The 22,948-nt window shown below is 71.2% G+C and carries 21 protein-coding genes and 3 pseudogenes; 17 read left to right on the top strand and 7 right to left on the bottom strand.

Annotation, left to right across the window (positions count from 1 at the left end):
* The first annotated feature begins 62 nt into the window (after window positions 1-62).
* The 3 genes and pseudogenes from AQJ91_RS20815 to AQJ91_RS20805 all read left to right on the top strand — a co-directional run bounded on the left by AQJ91_RS20815 (window position 63) and on the right by AQJ91_RS20805 (window position 2,125).
* Window positions 63-1,100: a LacI family DNA-binding transcriptional regulator gene (locus tag AQJ91_RS20815; protein WP_067023698.1), complete on the top strand. Its 1,038-nt coding sequence runs from the start codon at window positions 63-65 to the stop codon at window positions 1,098-1,100.
* Window positions 1,101-1,257: 157 nt separating this feature from the next.
* Window positions 1,258-1,717 (top strand): annotated as a pseudogene (locus AQJ91_RS20810) (VOC family protein); the annotation flags it as partial.
* 162 nt (window positions 1,718-1,879) lie between these two features.
* Window positions 1,880-2,125: a WhiB family transcriptional regulator gene (locus AQJ91_RS20805; RefSeq protein ID WP_199847978.1), complete on the top strand. Its 246-nt coding sequence runs from the start codon at window positions 1,880-1,882 to the stop codon at window positions 2,123-2,125.
* A 391-nt stretch (window positions 2,126-2,516) separates the two neighbouring features.
* Here AQJ91_RS20805 and AQJ91_RS20800 read toward each other — a convergent pair whose 3' ends face one another.
* The 4 genes from AQJ91_RS20800 to ssgD all read right to left on the bottom strand — a co-directional run bounded on the left by AQJ91_RS20800 (window position 2,517) and on the right by ssgD (window position 6,969).
* On the bottom strand, window positions 2,517-3,494 hold the full coding sequence (locus tag AQJ91_RS20800) for an acyl-ACP desaturase (protein WP_067023692.1): 978 nt from the start codon (window positions 3,492-3,494) through the stop codon (window positions 2,517-2,519).
* 216 nt (window positions 3,495-3,710) lie between these two features.
* Window positions 3,711-4,487 carry a dimethylargininase gene (gene ddaH, locus AQJ91_RS20795; RefSeq protein WP_067023688.1) on the bottom strand — a complete coding sequence of 259 codons (777 nt, stop codon included), beginning with the start codon at window positions 4,485-4,487 and terminating at the stop codon, window positions 3,711-3,713.
* Between the two features lie 182 nt (window positions 4,488-4,669).
* Window positions 4,670-6,295 carry an ABC-F family ATP-binding cassette domain-containing protein gene (locus AQJ91_RS20790; protein WP_067023685.1) on the bottom strand — a complete coding sequence of 542 codons (1,626 nt, stop codon included), beginning with the start codon at window positions 6,293-6,295 and terminating at the stop codon, window positions 4,670-4,672.
* Window positions 6,296-6,552: 257 nt separating this feature from the next.
* Window positions 6,553-6,969 carry a spore wall synthesis regulator SsgD gene (ssgD, locus tag AQJ91_RS20785; RefSeq protein ID WP_067023682.1) on the bottom strand — a complete coding sequence of 139 codons (417 nt, stop codon included), beginning with the start codon at window positions 6,967-6,969 and terminating at the stop codon, window positions 6,553-6,555.
* Window positions 6,970-7,389: 420 nt separating this feature from the next.
* Between ssgD and AQJ91_RS20780 the strand changes: the two are divergent.
* From AQJ91_RS20780 to mmpA, 4 genes and pseudogenes are all read left to right on the top strand, one after another.
* Window positions 7,390-8,507, top strand: a pseudogene (locus AQJ91_RS20780) (WD40/YVTN/BNR-like repeat-containing protein).
* A gap of 49 nt (window positions 8,508-8,556) precedes the next feature.
* Complete coding sequence (locus AQJ91_RS20775; protein WP_067023679.1) at window positions 8,557-8,883, top strand: plasmid stabilization protein; 327 nt, start codon at window positions 8,557-8,559, stop codon at window positions 8,881-8,883.
* 57 nt (window positions 8,884-8,940) lie between these two features.
* Window positions 8,941-9,624, top strand: a pseudogene (locus AQJ91_RS20770) (endonuclease V); the annotation flags it as partial.
* Window positions 9,625-10,192: 568 nt separating this feature from the next.
* A complete protein-coding gene (gene mmpA, locus AQJ91_RS54480) occupies window positions 10,193-10,339 on the top strand; it encodes a morphogenic membrane protein MmpA (RefSeq protein WP_199847977.1) in 147 nt (48 codons plus the stop codon).
* Between the two features lie 4 nt (window positions 10,340-10,343).
* On the opposite strand, the gene AQJ91_RS20765 is transcribed toward mmpA, so the two are convergent.
* Window positions 10,344-11,522, bottom strand: coding sequence for a saccharopine dehydrogenase family protein (locus AQJ91_RS20765; RefSeq protein ID WP_067023676.1), 1,179 nt, complete (start codon window positions 11,520-11,522; stop codon window positions 10,344-10,346).
* A gap of 92 nt (window positions 11,523-11,614) precedes the next feature.
* Between AQJ91_RS20765 and AQJ91_RS20760 the strand changes: the two genes are divergently transcribed.
* The 8 genes from AQJ91_RS20760 (at window position 11,615) to AQJ91_RS58300 (ending at window position 18,961) form a co-directional block, all read left to right on the top strand.
* A complete protein-coding gene (locus AQJ91_RS20760) occupies window positions 11,615-11,995 on the top strand; it encodes an MmcQ/YjbR family DNA-binding protein (RefSeq protein ID WP_067023826.1) in 381 nt (126 codons plus the stop codon).
* 125 nt (window positions 11,996-12,120) lie between these two features.
* Entirely contained in the window at window positions 12,121-13,251 is a 1,131-nt protein-coding gene (locus AQJ91_RS20755; RefSeq protein WP_079085080.1) for a CaiB/BaiF CoA transferase family protein, read from the top strand.
* Window positions 13,248-14,399 (top strand): acyl-CoA dehydrogenase family protein, encoded by a 1,152-nt coding sequence (locus tag AQJ91_RS20750; protein WP_067023673.1) that lies wholly within the window; start codon window positions 13,248-13,250, stop codon window positions 14,397-14,399. The genes AQJ91_RS20755 and AQJ91_RS20750 overlap by 4 nt, the downstream gene beginning before the upstream one ends.
* Before the next feature lie 23 nt (window positions 14,400-14,422).
* Complete coding sequence (locus AQJ91_RS20745) at window positions 14,423-15,637, top strand: acetyl-CoA C-acetyltransferase (protein ID WP_067023670.1); 1,215 nt, start codon at window positions 14,423-14,425, stop codon at window positions 15,635-15,637.
* Between the two features lie 41 nt (window positions 15,638-15,678).
* The gene (locus AQJ91_RS20740; RefSeq protein ID WP_067023667.1) at window positions 15,679-17,871 is read left to right on the top strand and encodes a 3-hydroxyacyl-CoA dehydrogenase NAD-binding domain-containing protein; all 2,193 of its coding nucleotides are present in this window, start codon (window positions 15,679-15,681) and stop codon (window positions 17,869-17,871) included.
* Window positions 17,872-17,937: 66 nt separating this feature from the next.
* Entirely contained in the window at window positions 17,938-18,282 is a 345-nt protein-coding gene (locus tag AQJ91_RS58310; protein ID WP_407696885.1) for a thiamine pyrophosphate-binding protein, read from the top strand.
* Window positions 18,279-18,659: a hypothetical protein gene (locus AQJ91_RS58305; protein ID WP_407696884.1), complete on the top strand. Its 381-nt coding sequence runs from the start codon at window positions 18,279-18,281 to the stop codon at window positions 18,657-18,659. Before AQJ91_RS58310 ends, AQJ91_RS58305 begins: the two co-directional genes overlap by 4 nt.
* On the top strand, window positions 18,650-18,961 hold the full coding sequence (locus AQJ91_RS58300; RefSeq protein ID WP_407696883.1) for a hypothetical protein: 312 nt from the start codon (window positions 18,650-18,652) through the stop codon (window positions 18,959-18,961). The genes AQJ91_RS58305 and AQJ91_RS58300 overlap by 10 nt, the downstream gene beginning before the upstream one ends.
* A gap of 20 nt (window positions 18,962-18,981) precedes the next feature.
* On the opposite strand, the gene AQJ91_RS20730 is transcribed toward AQJ91_RS58300, so the two are convergent.
* Window positions 18,982-19,728, bottom strand: a complete 747-nt coding sequence (locus AQJ91_RS20730; RefSeq protein ID WP_067023664.1) for a MerR family transcriptional regulator — start codon at window positions 19,726-19,728, stop codon at window positions 18,982-18,984.
* A gap of 114 nt (window positions 19,729-19,842) precedes the next feature.
* Between AQJ91_RS20730 and AQJ91_RS20725 the strand changes: the two genes are divergently transcribed.
* Both AQJ91_RS20725 and AQJ91_RS20720 read left to right on the top strand, forming a co-directional pair.
* Window positions 19,843-20,331 (top strand): macro domain-containing protein, encoded by a 489-nt coding sequence (locus tag AQJ91_RS20725; RefSeq protein ID WP_067023660.1) that lies wholly within the window; start codon window positions 19,843-19,845, stop codon window positions 20,329-20,331.
* 26 nt (window positions 20,332-20,357) lie between these two features.
* Entirely contained in the window at window positions 20,358-21,290 is a 933-nt protein-coding gene (locus AQJ91_RS20720) for an adenosine kinase (protein ID WP_067023657.1), read from the top strand.
* A gap of 37 nt (window positions 21,291-21,327) precedes the next feature.
* Here the strand turns inward: AQJ91_RS20720 and AQJ91_RS20715 are convergent, their stop codons facing one another.
* Window positions 21,328-22,833, bottom strand: a complete 1,506-nt coding sequence (locus AQJ91_RS20715) for a M1 family metallopeptidase (protein ID WP_199847976.1) — start codon at window positions 22,831-22,833, stop codon at window positions 21,328-21,330.
* Window positions 22,834-22,948 lie beyond the last annotated feature (115 nt).

Below are 22,948 nucleotides of genomic sequence, written 5' to 3'. Positions count from 1 at the left end.
CTCTCACCACGGCATCGGTCCGGAGCTATCCTGATCGGCAACCGCCGGTGAGGAGCCCCGCAGTGACCGAAACCGCACCACGTCCCACGCTGGAGGCCGTGGCCGCCCGGGCCGGGGTGTCGCGGGCCACCGTGTCCCGGGTGGTCAACGGTGGGGAAGGGGTGCGGGAACCGCTCGTCGAGCGGGTGCGGCGGGCGGTCGAGGAGCTCGGGTACGTGCCCAATCAGGCCGCCCGCAGTCTGGTGACGCGGCGGCACGACGCCGTCGCCGTCGTGGTGGCCGAGCCGGAGAGCCGCGTCTTCGCCGACCCCTTCTTCGGGCTGCAACTCCGCGGCATCAGCAAGGAGTTGACCGCCTACGACAACCAGCTCGTGCTGCTGCTGACGGAGGGCCGCGACGATCACGCCCGGGTCGCCCGCTACCTTGCCGGTGGCCATGTCGACGGCGCCCTCGTCTTCTCCCTGCACCTCGACGATCCACTGCCCGGGCTGATCCAGCGGGCCGGTGTCCCCACGGTGTTCGGCGGGCGGCCCGGCTGGAGCGGAGACCGGCGCGGGGTGGTGTACGTCGACAGCGACAACCGGGGCGGTGCCCGTGAGGCCGTACGCCATCTCGCCGGCCTCGGCCGCACCCGTATCGCGCACATCACCGGCGCCCTCGACCAGACGTCCGCGGCGGACCGGCTCGACGGGTACCGGGACGTCATGGTGGACGCCGACCCGCGGTTGATCGCGGAGGGCGACTTCACTCCGGCCGGGGGCGAGCGGGCGATGCGTGAACTTCTCGGCAGGTGCCCGGACCTGGACGCCGTGTTCGCCGCGAACGACCTCTCCGCCGCGGGCGCCCTGCGTGTGCTGCGGGCGTCCGGGCGGCGGGTGCCCGACGACGTCGCCGTGATCGGCTTCGACGACATGCTGCCGGTCGCGGAACAGACCGACCCACCGCTCACGACGATCCGTCAGGACATCGAGGAGATGGGCCGGTTGATGGCCCGGCTGCTGCTACGGGGCCTCGACCGTCGCAACCCGGCGGGGGGTGTGGTCGGCACGCCGTCGAGCGTGGTCCTGCCGACCACGCTGATACGCCGCACCTCCGCCTAGGACGCCGGCGCCGCCAGGGACAGCAGCGCCTGGTCGAGCAGCATCGTCCGGGACTCCGCGTCCGGATACTCGCCGTCGATCAGCAGGCCGGCCCAGCCGTCCTCCCGCAGCCGCCGCAGGAGTCGGTGCAGCTCGGCGCGCTGGTCGTCGGGGAGTCGACCACGCGGGCGTGCCCTTCGGGATCTGGCAGCCGGCCCGGCTCAAGGGCGTCGACCTGGTGGGCGACCCCGGCTCGCTGTGCTGGGCCGAGCTGTACACCGCGGACATCGCCCGGGCCGCCGCCTTCCACCACTCCGTGTTCGGCTGGGAGACCTCGGCCATGCCCTTCCCAGACGGCGTCTACACCTGCGTCAATCCGGCCGGGACGGACGAGGACGCCATGTTCGGCGGCCTGGTGCCCCTGGCCGACGACCCCACGGAGGCCGGCTCCGGCCCTTACTGGCTGCCGTACTTCGAGGTCGACGACACCGACACGGCGGTCGGCACCGCGCAGGCACGGGGGCGGCAAGGTCCGTATGCCCGCCACCGACATCGAGGGAGTCGGCCGTATCGCCAAGCTGGAGGACCCCTACGGCGCACGCTTCGCGGTGATCAGGAGCGCGCCGCCGCAGAGGTGACCGCCGTCATCCGCGGCCGCCGGGAGAATCCGGCGGCCGTGCCGCGCGCCGCCGTGCGAACGGGCGCGCGGCGGGGCAGCATCGGGGCGGCCGGAGGCCCGCCGGTACGGCGTTGATCCCGCGTTGATCGAACGTTTTTCGCGGCCCGGCACCATCACACTCATGCACATCGAAACGATCACGCCGGCCGCCCCGGCCTGGCAGGCCCAGGCGCTGTGCGCACAGACCGGAGCGGACTTCTTCTTTCCCGAGCCCGGGAGTTCGGTGCGTGAGGCGAAGCGCATCTGCGGTATGTGCGAGATGCGCCCCGCCTGTCTCGAGTACGCCCTCACCAACGACGAGCGCTTCGGCGTCTGGGGCGGCCTGTCTGAGAAGGAACGGCTGGAGCTCAGGCGTACGTCACGCTGAACCGCCGTGTCCCGGCCGGGACTTGCACATCCTGCCCGGTGACGGCGAGCTCCCGCCCGTCCGCCGACACGGACCGCGTGTTCATCCTGCCGAGCCGGTCCTCTGCTCCACCACGCAAGTCACCTGTGGATCGGCCAGCAGACGGCGAGACTTCGTCCCGGAGCCGTTCATCCCGGAGCCGATCTCCGACTCCACGCGCACCACACGGTGACCGGCCTTCGCGGCCCGCTCCGTCAGCCGGGAGACCTGCCGCTCCAAGTCAGCTTTCCCGACGCCGCCCACGGGAGCGGCACCGTGCCCCTGGACACTCACTCAAGAGCAGTCCCCGACCCCCTGCGGGCACCGTTGCGCCGCAGGGGAGGGCCGTAGACCGCTACAACAGGCCGGAGTGTCAGCCTCCGGCGCGCGCCGCCATCCGCGCCTTGCGCGCCGCCAGCTTCTCGTCGAACTTCGAGGCCTCCGCGTCCAGGCCGCCCATGTACAGACCGAGCTCCTCCTGCGCCTTCAGACCCTCCGGGCCGAGGCCGTCGATGTCCAGGACCTTCAGGAAGCGCAGGACGGGCTGGATGACGTCGTCGTGGTGGATGCGCATGTTGTAGATCTCGCCGATCGCCATCTGCGCGGCGGCCCGCTCGAAGCCGGGCATGCCGTGCCCGGGCATACGGAAGTTCACGATCACGTCGCGCACCGCCTGCATCGTCAGGTCGGGCGCGAGGTCGAAGGCCGCCTTCAGCAGGTTCCGGTAGAAGACCATGTGCAGGTTCTCGTCGGTCGCGATGCGGGCCAGCATGCGGTCGCAGACCGGGTCCCCGGACTGGTGGCCGGTGTTGCGGTGCGAGACGCGGGTCGCCAGCTCCTGGAAGGCGACGTAGGCCACCGAGTGCAGCATCGAGTGCCGGTTGTCCGACTCGAAGCCCTCGCTCATGTGAGCCATCCGGAACTGCTCCAGCTTGTCCGGGTCCACCGCGCGCGAGGTGAGGAGGTAGTCACGCATCACGATGCCGTGCCGGCCCTCCTCGGCGGTCCAGCGGTGCACCCAGGTACCCCAGGCGCCGTCACGGCCGAAGAGCGAGGCGATCTCGTGGTGGTAGCTGGGCAGGTTGTCCTCGGTCAGCAGGTTGACGACCAGGGCGATCCGGCCGATCTCGGTGACCTTGGACTGCTCCTTCTCCCAGGCCTCGCCGTCCTCGAAGAAGCCGGGGAAGTTGCGGCCGTCGCCCCATGGCACGTACTCGTGCGGCATCCAGTCCTTGGTGACCTTCAGATGCCGGTTGAGTTCCTTTTCGACCACTTCCTCCAGTGCGTACAGCAGGCGGGCGTCGGTCCAGTCGGTGGACGGGCTGCCGAGGTGAGAGGACGTGATCGTCACAGGATCTCCAGGGGGACGTGACACGAGCGGTAGTGACCGGCGAGCGGTGAAGTTAACTTACGGAATCGTAGGCTACGAAACCGTAGGTTACGAAGCCGTAGGTTAAGGGTGTCGTAAAGATCGCTGATCAGACCGTGTTTCGCGGGGATTTCCCGGACATACCGAGCAGCCCCGGAACCGCAGGTCCCAGGGCTGGACGATGATCCGTTCACTCGGTCACGCGTACAAGTCCCGCATCCGGACCGAGAGACATGTCACACAGCCCTCGAGCTTCTCGAACTCGCTGATGTCCACCACGACCGGCTCGTACCCGAGATCGGCCAGCAGATCCGCGGTCTTGGGCGCGCTCGCCGCCAGCAGCAGTTTCTCGCCGCCCAGCAGTACCACATGCGCCCCGGACTCCTCCGGCACCGGCAGGAAGCGCGGGAACAGCGACGGCGCGTCCAGCTGCGGGATGCGGCCGAGGATCGTCCCGTCGGGCAGCGCCGTGATCGCCGACTTCAGATGCAGCACCTTGCTCACCGGTACGGCCACGATCCGCGCCCCGAGCGGCTCGAAGGCGGCCCGCAGCTGCTGGACGCCGGCCGCGTTGGTGCGGCCGCCGCGGCCGACGTAGACCGTGTCGCCGACCTTCAGCACATCGCCGCCGTCCAGGGTCCCCGGCTCCCAGATCCAGTTCACCGAGCAGCCCAGCGAGGCCACCGCCTCCTCGACCCCCGGCGTCTCGTCGCGCCGGGACTCGGCACCGGACCGGGTGATCAGCGCGACGTTCTTGTACATGACGACCGCGTCCTCGACGAACACAGAGTCGGGGCAGTCGTCGGCCGGGTCCACCTCGATCGTCTCCCAGCCGTGCGTGCGCAGGGCCTCCGCGTACGCCTCCCACTGCTCGACCGCGCGGTCGACGTCGACCTTCTCCCGCTCGATGTGCGTCACCAGCCCCTCGGCGAGGCGCGGGCTGGGGCGGCGGATGAGGGCCTTCTTGCTGGGCACGTCCGGTCTCCGTATCGGCGGTGGCTTCCGGCGTCCATGATGCGACGCCGGTTCGCCATCATGCAGGGCGGGCCCGCGCGGACAAAACCCTCGTGGTCATGCTGTGGCCCTCCTGAGATGGTCCGCCGTGCACGAGCCCGGGGCGTCGAGGAGCTCCCGCGGCCTCGGGCGTGCACCCGAGGCTAGGCCGGATACCCGACAGCTTCTGACGTGGTTTCCCTGAGCTCTCCCTCCTCCACCATCAGCCAGCGCGTGATCCCGATGGACTTCAGGAACGGCACGTCGTGGCTGGCCACGATCAGCGCCCCCTCGTACGACTCCAGAGCCGTGGTGAGCTGCCGCACGCTCGCCATGTCGAGGTTGTTCGTCGGCTCGTCCAGCATCAGCAGCTGCGGCGCGGGCTCGGCCAGCATCAGCGCGGCCAGCGCCGCGCGGAAGCGTTCGCCGCCGGACAGGGTCGCCGCCTTCTGGTCGGCGCGGGCGCCCCGGAACAGGAAGCGGGCCAGCCGGGCCCGGATCCGGTTGTTGGTGGCTCCCGGCGCGAACCGGGCCACGTTCTCGGCGACGGACCGCTCCCCGTCGAGGACGTCAAGACGCTGCGGCAGGAACCGCAGCGGGACATGCGCCGTCGCCTCGCCCGACACCGGCTCCAGCTCCCCGGCGATCGTCCGCAGCAGTGTCGTCTTGCCCGCGCCGTTCCGCCCGATCAGCGCGATCCGCTCCGGACCGCGCAGGTCGAAACCGCCCGCCACCCGTGCCCCGTACGCCGGCTCCAGGTCCTGGAGCGTGAGCACGGTACGGCCCGGTGGTACGGCCGTGTACGGCAGGTCGACGCGGATCTCGTCGTCGTCCCGTACGGCCTCCACCGCCTCGTCGAGCCGCTCCTTGGCCTCGGTGAGCTTCTCCTCGTGCATGATCCGGTGCTTGCCCGCGGAGACCTGGGCCTCACGCTTGCGCGCCCCCATGACGATCTTCGGCTCGCGCTTCTGGTCCCACATCTTCTGGCCGTACCGCTTACGACGAGCCAACTTGACCTGGGCGTCGACCAGTTCACGCTTCTGCTTCTTCAGGTCGGCCTCGGCGACCCGCACCATCCGCTCCGCCGCCTCCTGTTCGGTGGTGAGGGCCTCCTCGTACGCCGAGAAGTTGCCGCCGTACCAGGTGATCCCGCCGGAACGCAGATCGGCGATCTGGTCGACCAGTTCGAGGAGTTCACGGTCGTGGCTGACCACGACCATCACCCCCGGCCAGGACGCGACGGCCTCGTACAGCCGTCGGCGGGCGTACAGGTCGAGGTTGTTGGTCGGCTCGTCGAGGAGCAGGACGTCCGGCCGGCTCAGCAGCAGCGCGGCCAGGCGCAGGAGCACCGACTCGCCGCCCGAGACCTCGCCGATGGTGCGGTCCAACTCTATGTGGCCGAGCCCGAGTTCGCCGAGGGTGGCGAGCGCGCGCTCCTCCACGTCCCAGTCGTCGCCGACGGTCTCGAAGTGCTCCTCGGCCACGTCGCCCGCCTCGATGGCGTGCAGCGCGACCCGCTTCGCGGCGATGCCGAGCGCCTCGTCGACCCTGAGCGCGGTGTCGAGTGTGACGTTCTGCGGCAGATACCCGACCTCGCCCGCGACGCGCACGGCGCCGTCGGCCGGGCTGAGTTCACCGGCGATGAGCTTCAAAAGGGTTGATTTTCCTGATCCGTTGACGCCGACCAGACCGGTCCTGTCGGAGCCGAAGGCGGCGTCGAGGCCCTCGAAGACGGGGGTGCCGTCGGGCCAGGCGTAGGAGAGGGACGTACACGTGATGGAAGTAGGCATGCGTGCCTCCGCGGTTGCTCGAAACGATCAGGGGCAAACGCGTATCGAGACACCGGCGACCCGGCTCTGGAGGACGGCTCGAACACCGAGGTCGCACACAGCGCACACACCTGTGGTGTGTGACGCGGTGTCTCAGGACCTCAGACGAGCAACGTCCTTCTCCCATCAACGGCAACAGAACCGCTGTACACTCTAGGAAGGGGCTGGAGGGGCGTCAACGTAATTAAAAGGACCTCACCCTGCTGCCGACGGAGCGCTCAGCAGGCATCCCGCATGAGCTCCGCCAGGTCATGGTCCAGGTCCAGCTGGAGATGCTCCAACCCGACCGGCACCAGCTCGTTCGTGGCGTCCAGGAACCGGCGTATCTCGCCGCTGCGGACGTGGACGACGGCGGTGCCCTCGGGGGCGTGGAACTCCAGGACGGTGCGGTCGTAGCCGTAGGGCCGCACCCGTACGTCGCCGTGGCCCTCGGGGTCGGTCAGACCGGCGGTGAGGAGCTCGCGGCTGAAGGTCCAGCAGACCTCCACGCCCTCCAGCGTGGCCGGGGCCGGGAAGGTCATGCGGACGGCGAACGGGTCGCGCCGGTCGTAGTGCAGGGTCGCGGGGATGCTGGGCATCCGCGGCGCGGCGGCGACGAGACGGGCCTCGACGGGCTGCTCGATGACGATGGACAACGCCTGCTCCCTTGTGACGGCTGGACGGACTTCCGGGCGGATGAGGCCGGGTACTGGAAGAGACGACGGAATCGGCCAATCCGTGCACAGGAATGCCGAGTGACCTCTGTCACCGCCTTCATGCACAGGAGTGATGGGGCTCTCCTTCCGTTACTTTTCGGCCAGTTATGGCGATCGTGTGCGTCTGGACGGCGCCGGGGCGGTGGGCTAGTGCCCCAACAGGCGACATTCGCCCCGTCGCGACGCCCGGCACGCTCCCCCACTGCCTTAAGGGCGTGGGAGGTGCCCCCACTCGCCGCACCGGGCACAAACCCAGGTACGTCCAGTACGAGGGCTTGTACCCGGCACGCCGAGAGCACGCACCGGACGCCGCTCCTTGACGGGCGAACGTTGCCTGCCGGGGCACCAGCTTCGCCCGCCATGAGGCGCTTGGGGAGCACGCGACGGACGGGACGTACGTTTCGGAGGCCGGCCGCGGGGGTGGTGTGCGGGGCGGCACTGGCCGCACTGACGGCCGTACCGGCGCAGGCGGGGCAGCAGCCGGAGCACGGGGCACTGAACGACAAGCACTGGGCACTGAAGGAGACGGGTACGGCCGACGTGCGGTTCCGCGGGCTGTCGGCCGTCAGCCGGAACACCGCCTGGCTGGCCGGTACGAAGGGCACCGTCCTGCGCACCACGGACGGCGGCGTGAGCTGGCGGAACGTCTCGCCGCCGGGGGCCGGTGAGCTCCAGTTCCGGGACGTCGAGGCGTTCGATGCGCGGCGGGCCGTGGTGCTGGCCATCGGGGAGGGCGAGGCGTCCCGCGTCTACCGCACCGACGACGGCGGGGCGACCTGGACCGAGTCCTTCCGCAACACCGACGCACAGGCCTTCTACGACTGCATGACCTTCTTCGACCGCCGCCACGGCCTCGCGATGAGCGACCCGGTGGACGGGAGGTTCCGCATCCTGTCGACGAGCGACGGCGGGCGGTCCTGGAAGGTGCTGCCGGACGACGGGATGCCGCCGGCGCTGGAGGGCGAGGCCGGGTTCGCCGCGAGCGGGCAGTGCCTGGTGAGCTCCGGGCCGAAGGACGTCTGGCTGGCCACCGCCGGCGCCGCACGCGCGCGTGTGTGCTGCACTCGGCCGACCGCGGCCTGACCTGGACGGCCACCGACACGCCCGTCCCGGCGGGCGACCCGGCCCGCGGCGTCTTCGCGCTCGCCTTCCGCGACCGTACGCACGGCCTGGCGGTCGGCGGCGACTACCGCGCGGACCAGCCGTCACCTCGGGCCGGCGCACGAACGTCCGAAGGCGGCCGCACCTGGCAGTCGGCCGCCACGCCCCCGCCCGCCTACCGCTCCGGCGTCGCCTGGCTCCCGCACACCCGCACCGCCGCCCTCGCCGTCGGCCCCACCGGCACCGACCTGACGACGGACGCCGGCCGCACCTGGCGGACGGTCGACCCGGGCTCGTACGACACCGTGGACTGCACTGCCGGCCTGGGCTGCTGGGCCGCGGGGGAGCAGGGACGGGTCGCCCGTCTGGAGAGCTGACGGCGGAATGTGGGTACCCGGTCGCCGAGTGCGAGAGGAGTGATCCCACATGCCACGCGGTTCGAGCCCCAAGCGGGAACGGCAGTACGAGCACATCAAGGAGAGCGCGCAGGAGAGGGGCGAGAGCAAGAAGCGCGCCGAGGAGATCGCCGCCCGGACGGTGAACAAGGAACGCGCCCGGTCCGGCGAGTCCGAGCGGGCCAGCCGCACCTCCACCGAGGACATGTCGTCCGGCAAGCGGGGCGGCCAACGGTCGGGCAAGGGCTCCCAGGGCCCCACCTACGACCAGCTCTACGAGGAGGCCAAGCGCCGCAACATCCAGGGCCGTTCGGACATGAACAAGAGTGAGCTGAAGCGGGCGCTGGGCGGCAAGTGACGCCGCAGGCGAACATGATCGCGAGCCTGCCGTCGGCGCCCGTACGCTCGACCCATCATGACGACCGTACGTATCCCCGCGGGCTGGCCCGCGACCGAGGAAGAGGCCCGCGCCGTCCAGGACGAACTGCGGGAGCGGGTGGTGCTGGACGAGCCGGGCCCGCCGCCCGGCTCGGGGCATGTCACCGGTGTCGACGTGGCCTACGACGACGAGCGGGACGTCGTCGCCGCGGCGGCCGTCGTCCTGGACGCGGCGACCCTCGACGTGGTCGCCGAGTCCACGGCCGTCGGGCGGATCTCCTTCCCGTACGTCCCCGGCCTGCTCGCCTTCCGTGAGATCCCGACCGTCCTGGCCGCCCTCGACGCGCTGCCCTGCCCGCCCGGCCTGGTGGTCTGCGACGGCTACGGCCTCGCCCACCCGCGTCGCTTCGGCCTGGCGAGCCACCTCGGCGTCCTCACCGGGTTGCCGACGATCGGCGTGGCCAAGAACCCGTTCACGTTCACGTACGACGCCCCGGACGCCGCGCGCGGCAGTGCGTCCCCGCTCCTCGCCGGCCCCGAGGAGGTCGGCCGTGCCCTGCGCACGAGGGAGGCCGTCAAGCCCGTGTTCGTGTCCGTGGGCCACCGGGTGAGCCTGGCCAACGCCTGCGCCCACACCCTCGCGCTGACCCCCGACTACCGCCTCCCGGAGACGACCCGCCGCGCGGACGCGCTGTGCCGGCAGGCACTGAAGGAGGCGACGCGCGCGAGGAGCCCGCTGGCCGAGATGGCGGCCGCGGACCCTGAACGGAGCTGGGGACGTTCCCTGTTCGAGCGGCAGCCCGTTCCCGTGACCTGGGCGGGCCGGGTGCTCGCAGCGGCGGCGGAGGACGTGGGCCGGACACCGGAGATCGAGGCCGCGCTGGAACTGGCCGGCGACCGCGACCGGTGGAGCCGGGGACGCGACGTGTTCGAGCTGGTCCGCGGGCGAGGGCACACGGCCTGGGAGCAGCCCACGGAGGAGCAACGGCTGCTGCTGCGGCTGGCCGAGCTGGTCGGCAAACTCGCCCACAACGAGTCAGGGCCACCACCGTTCTTCGACCATCACGCGGGCTGGCAGATCGGCCCTCTCGCCGTCCGTCTCGCCGCCGTCTCCCAGGACCCCGCCGCCCGGGACCGGATCGCTCACGCACTCGGGGGCTGGCCGGCGGACGGATCCGGCGGCGCGCCCTGACGAGGCGCGCCGGAGGTGTCCGACCGGCCGACTGAGTACGTCGTCTGAGTACCTGTACGGATGTGGGCGCCCCGCCCCGATCGGCAGGCTGTGCTCCATGACGACGCACCGCTCCCCGAAGCCCCTCGCCGACGCCAACCGCCCCGTCGAGCGCGCCGTGACGGCCGCACTGATCCTCGCCACGCTCGCGGCGCTCGCCTGGGTCGCCGGGATGATCTACACCGTCGCCGAGTGGCCGATCTGAGGCCTCACCGCGTGGCGGCCACCCGGAAGGTGATCCCCGCCCGGCGCAGCCGCCCGATCAGCGCGTCGCCCATCGCCACGGCCGTGGTGACCTGACCGGCCGTCGGCGGCAGCTCGTCCAGGGCCAGGGACAGCGCCGACTCGGCGAACATCTTCGCCGTCTCGCCGTACCCGGGATCACCGCCCGCGACCTCGGTGAACACCCGTCGGCCACCGCCCTCGCCGACGAAGCGGACCGAGAACCAGCTCTTCGCGCGCTTCTCCGGGCCCGGCCCGTCCCCGGGCTTGAGCCGGTCGGACAACCAGCGCCGCGCGGGCGGCAGTTGGGCCGCCGCGAAGAGCCCGCCCACGGCGGCGACCCCGCCCACCGCGACGGGCAGATGCCGTACGGCCGCGTAGTGGCGGTAGCGGAAGTCGGGGCCGTAGCGCTCCAGGGCCCGCGCGGACCGGCGGACGATCTGCGGATCGATCGTCGGCAACGGCACCGCCCACGCGCCGATCTCACGCGCGAACCGGGGCGCACCGGTGGGTGCGAGTGCCCTGCGGCCCACCAGCCTGGGCTCGTGCCGGGCACGGTCACGTGCCGCGGCCAGCATCTGGCGCCCGCGCGAGAACTGGTTGAGCGCCGACGCGAACGTACCGCCCGAGAGCGTCGCGTCCGCGGTCACGAACCCCTCCACGGCCAGCGGCACACCCTCGGGCAGCTGCTGGACCGTGAAGTAGGCGCCCAGGTCGTGCGGCACCGAGTCGAACCCGCAGGCGTGCACCAGCCGCGCACCGGTCTCACGCGCGCGTGCGTCGTGCCGGACGTACGTCAGATCCACGAACTCCGGCTCACCGGAGAGGTCGAGATAGTCGGCCCCGGTGTCCGCGCAGGCGGCGACGAGGTCCTCGCCGTACGTGACATAGGGGCCCACCGCGGTGGCCACCACGCGCGCGTGCTCGGCGAGCCGGCGCACCGAGGCCGGATCGGACACGTCCGCCTCGAGCACGCCGATCTCCGCGCCCCCGGGCAGTCCCTCCCGCAGCCGCTCCAGCTTCTCCTTGCCGCGGCCCGCGACCGCCCACCGCAGCCCCTCGGGCGCGTGCGCGGCGAGATACTCCGCGGTGAGCGTTCCGACGAACCCCGTCGCTCCGAAGAGCACGATGTCGTACGGACGGTCCGTCCCATTCAGCCTGCTCATGACACCCCTCGGTCCCGCAGCACGCGCCGTTGTCGGTGGCCGAGGCTAGCGTGAGGAGTGCGGAGCCCGACGACGAGCCCGGAGGTATGCAGATGGTTGTGGCCAGGAGCGGCCTGAAGAAGTGGGAGAAAGTGCGTGAGTTCGCCCTCGCGCTGCCGGGCGCCGCCGAGGAGTTCCCGTGGGGCGAGACCGTCGCGAAGGTCAACAAGAAGGTGTTCGTCTTCCTCGGCGCCGACGACGGCAGCTTTCCGCTGGGCATCACGGTGAAGCTCAGGGACGAGTCGGCGCACGCCCACGCCCTGACCTGCCCCGGCGCCGAGCCCGCCGGATACGGCCTGGGCAAGGCCGGCTGGGTCAGCATCCCGCTGGAGCAGAAGGGCGCCCCGGCCGCGGAGCTGCTGTGCGACTGGGTCGAGGAGAGCTACCGCACGATCGCACCAAAGCGGCTCACAGCGGAGCTGGACGCGAGCTGAGCCGCCCGGAGCTGAGCCGCCCCGAAATTGGCTGAGCGCTTGCTCACCCAGGTCTTGTGCTGAGGGGAGCGCGTTCCTAGCATCGCCAGTGTTACATCAGGTGTGTCACACCCTCAGGGGGCTGGATGGCAACGACGCCAGGGCAGGGCCCGCTCACCGGCGTGCGCGTGGTCGAGCTGGCCGGGATCGGGCCGGGCCCGTTCGCCGCCATGCTCCTCGCCGACCTGGGCGCCGACGTCGTCCGCGTGGACCGCCCCGGCGGCCCCGGACTCGCGATCGACCCCGAGTACGACATCACCAACCGCAACAAGCGCTCGGTGATCATCGACCTGAAGTCGCCCGACGGCCACGCGCGCGTACTCGACCTCGCCGCGCACGCCGACATCCTCGTAGAGGGCCTGCGCCCCGGTGTCGCCGAGCGCCTCGGCATCGGCCCCGAGGCCTGCCACGCCCGCAACCCGAAGCTCGTGTACGGCCGTATGACCGGCTGGGGGCAAGAGGGCCCCCTCGCGCACCGCGCCGGGCACGACATCGCGTACATCGCGCTCACCGGCACCCTCGGCATGATCGGCGCCCCGGACGAGCCGCCGCCCGCCCCCGCCAACCTGCTCGGCGACTACGCGGGCGGCTCCCTCTACCTCGTCGTCGGTGTCCTCGCCGCCCTCCACCACGCCCGCGCCACCGGCACCGGCCAGGTCGTCGACGCCGCGATCGTCGACGGCACCTCCCACCTCGCCTCGATGATCCACGGCATGCTCGCCGCCGGCGGCTGGCAGGACCGGCGCGGCGCCAACCTCCTCGACGGCGGCTGCCCCTACTACGGCACCTACGAGACCGCCGACGGGAAGCACATGGCGGTCGGCGCCCTCGAACCCCGGTTCTACGCCGAGTTCCTGGACCTGCTCGACCTGAAGGAGTACGCCGAGGCCCGCAAGGACTGGACCCGCTGGGGCGACCTGCGCGAGGCCGTCGCCGCCCGCTTCAAGTCCCGCACCCGGGACCAGTGGACGGCCGTCTTCGAGGGCTCCGACGCGTGCGTGGCGCCCGTCCTGTCGCTGCGCGAGGCCCCGCAGCACCCGCACCTCGCCGCCCGCGGCACCTTCACCGACCACGGCGGCGTCACCCAGCCCGCCCCCGCGCCCCGCTTCTCCGCGACCCCCACCGCCGTACGCACCGGCCCCGCCCAGCCCGGCGCCGACACCGCGGACGTGGCCCGCGACTGGGGCGTACCCGACCTCCTGAAAGGCCTCGAATGAAGCGGCGGATCTTCGCTCCCGAGCACGACGCGTTCCGCGAGACCGTGCGCAGCTTCCTGGCCAAGGAGGTGCTGCCGTACTACGCGCAGTGGGAGAAGGACGGCATCGTCTCCCGCGAGGCCTGGCGGGCCGCGGGCAAGCAGGGCCTCCTCGGGCTCGCCGTGCCCGAGGAGTTCGGGGGCGGCGGCACCTCCGACTTCCGCTACAGCGCCGTCCTGGCCGAGGAGTTCACGCGCGCGGGCGCCCCGGGACTCGCCCTCGGCCTGCACAACGACATCATCGGCCCCTACCTCACCGGCCTCGCCACCGAGGAGCAGAAGCGCCGCTGGCTGCCCGGCTTCTGCGACGGCACGCTGATCACCGCCATCGCGATGACGGAGCCCGGCGCCGGATCCGACCTCCAGGGCATCCGCACGCACGCCGAGGACCGGGGCGACCACTGGGTGCTCAACGGCTCCAAGACGTTCATCTCGAACGGCATCCTCGCCGACCTGGTGATCGTGGTCGCGAAGACGACCCCGGAGGGCGGCGCGCACGGGCTGTCCCTCCTCGTCGTCGAACGCGGCATGGACGGCTTCGAGCGCGGCCGCAACCTCGACAAGATCGGCCAGAAGGCGCAGGACACGGCCGAGTTGTTCTTCCACGACGTCCATGTGCCCAAGGAGAACCTGCTCGGCGAGCTCAACGGCGCCTTCGTCCACCTGATGACGAACCTCGCCCAGGAACGCCTGAGCATCGCCGTCTCCGCGATCGCCGCCGCCGAACACATGCTGGAGATCACCACGGAGTACGTCAAGGAGCGTGAGGCCTTCGGGCGGCCCCTGGCGACCAAGCAGCACATCCGGTTCGAGGTGGCCGAGATGGCCACGGAGTGCGCTGTGACCCGGACCTTCGTCGACCGCTGTATCGAGGCCCACGGAGAAGACGGAGCGGGCGAACTCGACGCCGTGCACGCCTCGATGGCGAAGTGGTGGGCGACCGAGCTGCAGAAGCGGGTCGCCGACCGCTGCCTCCAACTGCACGGCGGCTACGGCTACATGACCGAGTACCCGGTCGCCCGGGCCTTCACCGACGGCCGTATCCAGACCATCTACGGCGGGACCACCGAGATCATGAAGGAGATCATCGGCCGTTCCCTGCTGGGCTGACCCTCACCCCGAAAGGCTTTCCTGTGAGCACCGAAGCGTACGTGTACGACGCGATCCGCACCCCGCGCGGCCGCGGCAAGGCGAACGGCGCCCTGCACGGCACGAAGCCCATCGACCTGGTCGTAGGACTCATCCACGAGCTCCGCGACCGCTTCCCGGGCCTGGACCCGGCGGCCGTCGACGACATCGTGCTCGGCGTCGTCGGCCCGGTCGGCGACCAGGGCTCCGACATCGCCCGCATCGCCGCCGTCGCCGCCGGACTCCCGGACACGGTCGCCGGCGTACAGGAGAACCGCTTCTGTGCGTCGGGCCTGGAGGCCGTCAACATGGCCGCCGCCAAGGTGCGTTCGGGCTGGGAGGACCTCGTCCTCGCGGGCGGCGTCGAGTCCATGTCCCGGGTGCCGATGGCCTCGGACGGCGGCGCCTGGTTCAACGACCCGATGACCAACCTCGCCGTGAACTTCGTACCGCAGGGCATCGGCGCCGACCTCATCGCCACCATCGAGGGATTCTCGCGGCGCGACGTCGACGAGTACGCGGCCCTCTCGCAGGAGCGGGCGGCCACCGCCTGGAAGGAGGGCCGCTTCGAGCGGTCCCTCGTGCCGGTGAAGGACCGCAGCGGCCTGGTCGTCCTCGACCACGACGAGCACATGCGCCCCGGCACGACAGCGGATTCGCTGGCCAAGCTGAAGCCGTCCTTCGCGGACATCGGCGACCTGGGCGGCTTCGACGCCGTCGCGCTGCAGAAGTACCACTGGGTCGAGAAGATCGACCACGTCCACCACGCGGGCAACTCCTCCGGCATCGTGGACGGCGCCTCGCTGGTCGCGATCGGCTCCGGGGAGGTCGGCGAGCGCTACGGGCTCACGCCCCGCGCGCGGATCGTCGCCGCCGCGGTGTCCGGTTCCGAGCCGACGATCATGCTGACCGGTCCTGCCCCCGCCACCCGCAAGGCCCTCGCCAAGGCCGGGCTGACCATCGACGACATCGACCTCGTCGAGATCAACGAGGCCTTCGCCGCGGTCGTCCTGCGTTTCGCGCGGGACATGGGCCTGTCCCTCGACAAGGTCAACGTCAACGGAGGCGCCATCGCCCTCGGTCACCCGCTCGGCGCGACCGGCGCGATGATCCTCGGCACGCTCGTCGACGAACTGGAGCGCCAGGACAAGCGGTACGGCCTCGCGACCCTCTGCGTCGGCGGCGGCATGGGCATCGCCACGATCGTCGAGCGCATCTGAACCCCAGCGGCTTTCACGAGACTTCTACGGAGACCCCCCTCATGACACAGAGCACCAGCATCCGCTGGGAACAGGACCGCACCGGCGTCGTCACCCTCGTCCTCGACGACCCCGATCAGTCCGCCAACACGATGAACCAGGCGTTCCGCGACTCCCTCGCCGTGGTCACCGACCGCCTGGAGGCCGAGAAGGACACCATCCGGGGCGTCATCATCACCTCGGCCAAGAAGACCTTCTTCGCGGGCGGCGACCTGCGCGACCTGATCCGCGTCACGCCCGACACCGCCCAGGAGCTGTTCGACGGCGGCATGGCGATCAAGCGTCACCTGCGCCGCATCGAGACCCTCGGCAAGCCCGTCGTCGCGGCGATGAACGGCGCCGCCCTGGGCGGCGGTTACGAGATCGCCCTGGCCTGCCACCACCGCATCGCCCTCGACGCGCCCGGCTCGAAGATCGGCTGCCCCGAGGTCACCCTCGGCCTGCTGCCGGGCGGAGGCGGCGTCGTTCGCACCGTCCGTCTCCTGGGGATCGCGGACGCCCTCCTCAAGGTGCTGCTGCAGGGCACCCAGCACAACCCGCGGCGCGCCCAGCAGAACGGCCTCGTCCACGAAGTGGCCGCCACCCAGGAGGAGATGCTCGCCAAGGCCCGCGCCTTCATCGAGGCCAACCCCGCCTCGCAGCAGCCCTGGGACAAGCCGGGCTACCGCATCCCGGGCGGTACGCCCGCCAACCCCAAGTTCGCGGCGAACCTGCCCGCCTTCCCGGCCAACCTGCGCAAGCAGACGGGCGGCGCCCCCTACCCGGCCCCGCGCAACATCCTCGCCGCCGCCGTCGAGGGCTCCCAGGTCGACTTCGAGACCGCGCAGGTCATCGAGGCGCGGTACTTCGTGGAGCTGGCAGCCGGCCAGACGTCCAAGAACATGATCCAGGCCTTCTTCTTCGACCTCCAGGCCGTCAACTCCGGTGCCAGCCGCCCCAAGGGCATCGAACCCCGCAAGGTCCGCAAGGTCGCCGTCCTCGGCGCCGGGATGATGGGCGCGGGCATCGCCTACTCGTGCGCCCGCGCGGGCATCGACGTCGTCCTCAAGGACGTGTCGCCGGAGGCCGCCCAGAAGGGCAGGAGCTACTCCGAGAAGCTGTGCGCCAAGGCCGTCTCCCGGGGCCGTACCACCCAGGAGAAGGCGGACGCGCTGCTCGCCCGCATCACGCCGACGGCCGACCCGCAGGACGTGGCGGGCTGCGACGCCGTCATCGAGGCCGTGTTCGAGGACCCGGCGCTCAAGCACAAGGTGTTCCAGGAGATCCAGCACGTCGTCGCGCCGGACGCGCTGCTGTGCTCCAACACGTCGACGCTGCCGATCACCGCGCTGGCCGAAGGCGTCGAACGCCAGGCCGACTTCATCGGACTGCACTTCTTCTCGCCGGTCGACAAGATGCCGCTCGTCGAGATCATCAAGGGCGAGCGGACGGGCGAGGCGGCCCTCGCACGCGCCTTCGACCTGGTCCGGCAGATCAGGAAGACGCCGATCGTCGTCAACGACTCGCGCGGCTTCTTCACGTCCCGGGTCATCGGGCACTTCATCAACGAGGGCGTGGCGATGGTCGGCGAGGGCATCGAGCCCGCGTCGGTCGAGCAGGCGGCGGCACAGGCGGGCTACCCGGCCAAGGTGCTGTCCCTGATGGACGAGCTGACGCTCACGCTGCCGCGGAAGATCCGCAACGAGAGCAGGCGGGCCGTCGAGGAGGCGGGCGGCACCTGGGCGACGCACCCGGCGGAGGCGGTGATCGACCGCATGGTCGACGAGTTCGGCCGGACAGGCCGTAGCGGGGGAGCCGGCTTCTACGAGTACGGGGAAGACGGCAAGCGGACGGGCCTGTGGCCGGGCCTGCGGGAGCACTTCACCCGAGAAGGCGCCGACATCCCCTTCAGGACTGTGCCTTTCGAAGACATGCAGGAACGCATGCTCTTCTCCGAGGCCCTCGACACGGTCAGGCTCCTGGAGGAGGGCGTCCTGACTTCGGTCGCCGACGCCAACATCGGCTCCATCTTCGGGATCGGCTTCCCTGGCTGGACGGGTGGCGTGCTGCAGTACGTCAACGGCTACGACGGCGGCCTCACCGGCTTCGTGACACGCGCGCGTGAACTCGCCGAGCGCTATGGGGAGCGGTTCACGCCGCCGGCGCTGCTGGTGGAGAAGGCGGAGAAGGGGGAGACCTTCAGCGACGCACGCTGACGTATCGCTCAGCGGTCGGTGGTGCCGGGGTTGCCGAAGATCCGGTCCACGCCCTCGCCGCGCAGGATGTCCAGGACGGCGAGCGCGGGACGGGTTCCCATAGGGGGCACCTCGTGGGGACTGCCGTTCCTGGCCGCGCTGCCGAAGGCGGACGACGCCCCCGAGTGGGTCCTCGGCGTCCACGAGGGCGCCGTCGTCTTCATGGCCGACGGCTACGCCCGCGGCACCGGCCGCCCCGCCTTCGCCAGCCTGCACATCGCCGCTGGGCTCGCCAACGGCCTGATCGGCCTGCTCAACGCCCGTCGCTCCCGCACTCCGCTCGTGGTGACGGCCGGCCAGCAGGACCGACGGCACCTCCAGCAGGACCCCATGCTCTCGGGCGACCTCGTCGGCCTGGCCGCCCCGCGGTGAAGGCTGCCTACGACGTCCAGCACGCCCGCGACCTGCCGCTCGCCCTGCGCCGCGCCTTCGCCCTGGCCGTACGGCCGCCCGCCGGGCCGGTGTTCCAGTCCGTCCCCATGGACCTGTTCGCCGGCCTGGAGCGGGCCGCCGTCCTGCTCGGCGACGCCGCCCGTCCCGCGATCGTCGCCGGTGACGGCGTGGGCCGCGAGGGCGCCCTCCCGGCCCTGGCGCGTACGGCGGAGACCTGCGGTGCGACCGTCCACCATCAGCCGATGGCCGACTGCCTGAACCTCCCGGCCACGCATCCCCTGTACGCCGGGATGCTGCCGCCCCGCCCCGCCACGACGCGATCCGCGCCGCGCTCTCCTCGTACGACATGGTCGTGATCGCCGGCGCGCACGCCTTCACCCCGCACCACTACAGCCCCGGCCCCGCACTCCCGCCCGGCCTCACCGTCGCCCAACTCGACTCCGACCCCGATGAGATCGGCCGTAACTTTCCCGCCGACGCGGGCCTGGTCGGAGCCCTCGGCCCGTCCCTGCACCGCCTCGCCGAACTCCTGCGCGAACGCGTGCCCGCCCACACCGCCAAGGGCCACATCCAGCAAGCCGGTTCCGCGCTGCTGAGCACTCACAGGTACCCACACCTTGTCACCCGCGCGCGAACCACGAGTGGAGCTGCTTCCTGACCGGGCAGACGCTCGATGGGTCAGACGGATCCGCCTTCCTCTGACGATCCGTCCTCCTTCGACGTGCCCTCCAGCCACTCGCGCAGCTCCTCCCTCAGCGACCGCTGAAAGGTCGTCAACAGAGCCTGCACGACCAGGGGTTGCATGTGCGCGGACAGCGACTTCACGTCCTGCGTGGCGCGTTCCGACACCTCGCCGCGGAACAGCCGCGACAGCTCGTGGGCCGCCGCGCGCGAGTGCTCGATCAGGACCTTCCGCGACGCCAGGATCGCCTCCTGCGACAGCGGTACGTCCAGCAGCGCCACGCCCAGCCGCAGCAGACCGAGGTCGACACGGCAGGAACCGTCCTCGACCGCCACCACGTTCATCGCGGCGAGCCGCTCCACGTCCTCGTCGCTCAGCGTCCGCCCCGCCCGCCGGTCCAGCTCCGCCCGGGTCACCGTTTCCACGGCGTCCGGCGCCCAGGAGGCGACCACGGCCCGGTGGATCGCGAGATCGTGGGCGCTCAGGTCCGGCGGCAGCTGCTGCACGTACCGGTCGATGGCCGCCAGCGTCATGCCCTGCTGCTGGAGTTCCTCGATGAGCGCCAGCCGGGCCAGGTGCTCCCGCCCGTAGTGCCCCACTCTCCGCGGACCGATCACCGGCGGGGGCAGCAGCCCTTTGGTGCCGTAGAACCGCACCGTGCGGACCGTCACGCCCGCCCGCGCGGCCAGCTCGTCGATCGTGAGGGTCGGCTCCCCGGTGTCGGTTCCGGTGTCGGTCGTCATGTGCAGCAGTATCGCTGTCTCATCAATTGTGTGAAACCTCCTGGGCACCCCGACCACCATGCTCGGAAGTAGCAGGTCAGGGCCACTGTCAGTGGCAGCGCCTACGGTGGCGTCATGTCGGAGATCAAGTATGTCCGGGGTGACGCCACCGTTCCGTCGGTGAAGGGCGTCAAGGTGATCGCCCATGTCTGCAACGACATCGGGGGATGGGGAAAGGGATTCGTCCTGGCGCTGTCGCGCCGCTGGCCGGAGCCGGAGGCGGCGTTCCGCGCCTGGCACCGGCACCGCGCGTCGAACGACTTCGGGCTGGGCGCGGTCCAGTTCGTGCAGGTTGATCCGTATGTGTGGGTGGCCAACATGGTCGGGCAGCGCGGGATCCGGACGGGCAGCGAGGGCGTCCCTGTTCGCTACGAGGCGATCGACTCGGCGCTGGAGAAGGTGGCGGACAAGGCGGCCGAGCTCGGCGCGTCCGTGCACCTGCCGCGGATAGGCTGCGGGCTGGCCGGCGGCAAGTGGTCGCAAGTCGAGCCGCTCATCGTCGAGCGGCTCGTGAAGCGGGGCATCGCCGTCACGGTCCATGACCATGGGGAGGGGCGGAGTTGAGCCGACCAGGACCGCGACCGGGGGACGTGCCGGAGCCGAGCAGCGACAACGACGTGCTCGTGCTGGGCGGCGCGGGCGTCGACACCATCGTGTACGTGCCGGAGCTGCCGCTGCCGTACGCCGACAGCTACATGATCGACTCCGGGATCCGCACCCGAGCCGGCCAGACCGGCGACTTCGTGGCCCTGGCGCTGAGCGCCCTCGGCCTGCGCATCCACCACCTCGACGTGCTCGGCGACGACCCCGAGGGCGACCTGGTCCGCGCCCTGCACCACGACCGGGGCATCGCGCTCACGGCCGTACCGCAGCCCGCCGGCACCAAGCGCGCGGTCAACCTGGTCGGGCCTGACGGACGGCGTCTGTCCCTGTACGACACCAGCCGCGCGTACGCGGACGACCGTCTGCCAGAGGCCACGGTCCGGACCCTTGCCGGGGTGAGCCGCCACGCCCATGTCTCCATCACCCACCCGTGCGCCCACGCGCTGCCGATCCTGCGCGAGACCGGCGTGACCCTCTCGACCGACCTGCACAACTGGGACGGCGAGAACCCGTACCACGAGCCGTTCGCCTACACGGCGGACGTTGTCTTCCTCTCCACGACCGCCCTGACCGACCCCGAGCGCACGATGCGCCGCATCGCCGAGCGAGGCCGGGCCGAGGTGGTCGTCGCCACGGCCGGGGCCGAGGGCGCGTTTCTGCTGGCCGACGGCGAGCTGATCCGCGTACCGGCGGTGACGCCACCAGCGCCCGTGGTGGACTCCAACGGCGCGGGCGACGCCTTCGCGGCCGGGTTCCTCTTCGGCCGTCTCAGCGGCGAGCCACCGCACCGGTGTGCCCTGTACGGCGCGGTGGCGGGCGCGTACGCCTGTACGGTGCCGTCGACGCAGGCTGAGGCGATAGGCCGGGGCGAACTCCTGGCCAGGGCGGCCGAGTTGGAGCCGGTGACCGGCACACACTAGGTGGCCCAAGGGAGTCGCTGGGCCACCCACCCGCTACTCAGTGCTCGTGTTCCTGCTCATGCACGTTGTTCGTCGCAGCGATCTTCTTCCACGACTTCGGCTGTGCGGGAGCCACCGCCACCTTCGCGATCGACGCCGCCCGGGCCGCCGGAGCCGTCGGCTTCGACGGCTGGAACAGCCAGGTGTCGAACAGCGTGCCCAGCGACTGCCCGGACACCTCCTCGGCGTACTTCTGGAAGTCGGCGACCGTCGCGTTGCCGTGCGCGAACTTCTGCGGCCAGCCCTTGAGGATCGCGAAGAACGCGTCGTCCCCGATCTCGTTCCGCAGCGCCTGGAGGGTCAGTGCGCCCCGGTCGTAGACGGCGATGTGGAACTGGTTCTCCGGGCCGGGATCCCCGGGCTTCACCGCCCAGAACGGGTCGTCGGCGGGACGCGAGGCGTACACGTGGTCGGCGATCTCCTGCGCCGTCCCCTCGCCCTCGTGCTCCGACCACAGCCACTGCGCGTACCGCGCGAAGCCCTCGTTGATCCAGATGTCCTTCCACCCGGCGACGGACACCAGGTCGCCGTACCACTGGTGGGCCAGCTCATGGACGACGACGGACACGTTCGAGCCGTTGGCGAACTGCCGCGGGCTGTAGAAGGGCCGGGTCTGCGTCTCCAGCGCGTACCCGGTGGTGGTGTTCGGCACGTACCCGCCGAGCGCGTTGTAGGGATACGGCCCGTAGTACTCGGCCAGCCAGTCGGCGACCTCCCCGGTCCGCTCGATGCTCGCCCGCGCCGCCCCCGCGTTGTCGCCCAGGTCCTTGCTGTAGGCGTTGAGGACCGGAATACCGCTCTCGGTGGTGCCGGTCGTGATGTCGAACTTCCCGACCGCGAGCGTGGCGAGATAGGTGGCCTGCGGCTTGTTGGACCGCCAGTTGAAGCGGGTCCAGCCGGCGCGTGAACTCGTCGACTGCAGCGTGCCGTTGGAGATGGCCTGCGTGCCGTCGGGCACCTGCACGGACACGTCGTAGGTGGCCTTGTCGAGCGGATGGTCGTTGCTGGGGAACCACCACCAGGCCGCCTCGGGCTCGTTGGCCCCGACGCCGCCGTCCGGAGTGCGGTGCCAGCTGGTGAACCCGTATGCCTGCTTCGACGACGGCACCCCGCTGTAGCGGACCACGACGGTGACGTCCGTGCCCTTGGCCAGCGGTGTCTTCGGCGTGATCTCCAGCTCGTGCTCGCCCGAGGTCGCGAACGACGCCTTCGCGCCGTTGACCCGCACCTCGCCGACGTCCAGCAGAAAGTCCAGATTGAACCGGGACAGGTCCTGCGTGGTGCGGGCGAGCAGGGCCGCCGTCCCCTCCAGCGTGTCCGTGGCCGGCTGGTACTTCAGCCGCAGGTCGTAGTGGGAGACGTCGTATCCGCCGTTGCCGTAGGCCGGGTAATAGGGATCGCCGATGCCCGGAGCGCCGGGGGAGTGGCTCGCGGCCGATGCCGGGATCGCCAGCATCAGCGAGGCCGCCGCCAGTGCGCCCGGCGCCATGATTCTGCGGTGCACGAAAGCTCCAAGTCGTGGGGGCAAGAAGTCTGTTCGGAGCCTATTGACTCCCTGTGCCCCCAGCATGTCCATGGCCGCCCCTGTCACACGATCGCCATTCGGCCGACCTGCGCCA

The organism is Streptomyces dysideae, from assembly GCF_001514305.1.
In the GTDB taxonomy this organism is placed as follows: domain Bacteria; phylum Actinomycetota; class Actinomycetes; order Streptomycetales; family Streptomycetaceae; genus Streptomyces; species Streptomyces dysideae.
This window is presented reverse-complemented; position numbering and strand designations above follow the sequence as displayed.

Bases quoted from the DNA above. Each gene is read 5' to 3' on its own strand.
- AQJ91_RS20805 (WP_199847978.1), top strand. From the start codon at position 1,880: ATGCACATCGAAACGATCACGCCGGCCGCCCCGGCCTGGCAGGCCCAG.
- AQJ91_RS20790 (WP_067023685.1), bottom strand. From the start codon at position 6,295: ATGCCTACTTCCATCACGTGTACGTCCCTCTCCTACGCCTGGCCCGAC.
- AQJ91_RS20775 (WP_067023679.1), top strand. From the start codon at position 8,557: ATGCCACGCGGTTCGAGCCCCAAGCGGGAACGGCAGTACGAGCACATC.
- mmpA (WP_199847977.1), top strand. From the start codon at position 10,193: ATGACGACGCACCGCTCCCCGAAGCCCCTCGCCGACGCCAACCGCCCC.
- AQJ91_RS20765 (WP_067023676.1), bottom strand. From the start codon at position 11,522: ATGAGCAGGCTGAATGGGACGGACCGTCCGTACGACATCGTGCTCTTC.
- AQJ91_RS20760 (WP_067023826.1), top strand. From the start codon at position 11,615: ATGGTTGTGGCCAGGAGCGGCCTGAAGAAGTGGGAGAAAGTGCGTGAG.
- AQJ91_RS20755 (WP_079085080.1), top strand. From the start codon at position 12,121: ATGGCAACGACGCCAGGGCAGGGCCCGCTCACCGGCGTGCGCGTGGTC.
- AQJ91_RS20750 (WP_067023673.1), top strand. From the start codon at position 13,248: ATGAAGCGGCGGATCTTCGCTCCCGAGCACGACGCGTTCCGCGAGACC.
- AQJ91_RS20740 (WP_067023667.1), top strand. From the start codon at position 15,679: ATGACACAGAGCACCAGCATCCGCTGGGAACAGGACCGCACCGGCGTC.
- AQJ91_RS58310 (WP_407696885.1), top strand. From the start codon at position 17,938: ATGTCCAGGACGGCGAGCGCGGGACGGGTTCCCATAGGGGGCACCTCG.
- AQJ91_RS58300 (WP_407696883.1), top strand. From the start codon at position 18,650: ATGGTCGTGATCGCCGGCGCGCACGCCTTCACCCCGCACCACTACAGC.
- AQJ91_RS20730 (WP_067023664.1), bottom strand. From the start codon at position 19,728: ATGACGACCGACACCGGAACCGACACCGGGGAGCCGACCCTCACGATC.
- AQJ91_RS20725 (WP_067023660.1), top strand. From the start codon at position 19,843: ATGTCGGAGATCAAGTATGTCCGGGGTGACGCCACCGTTCCGTCGGTG.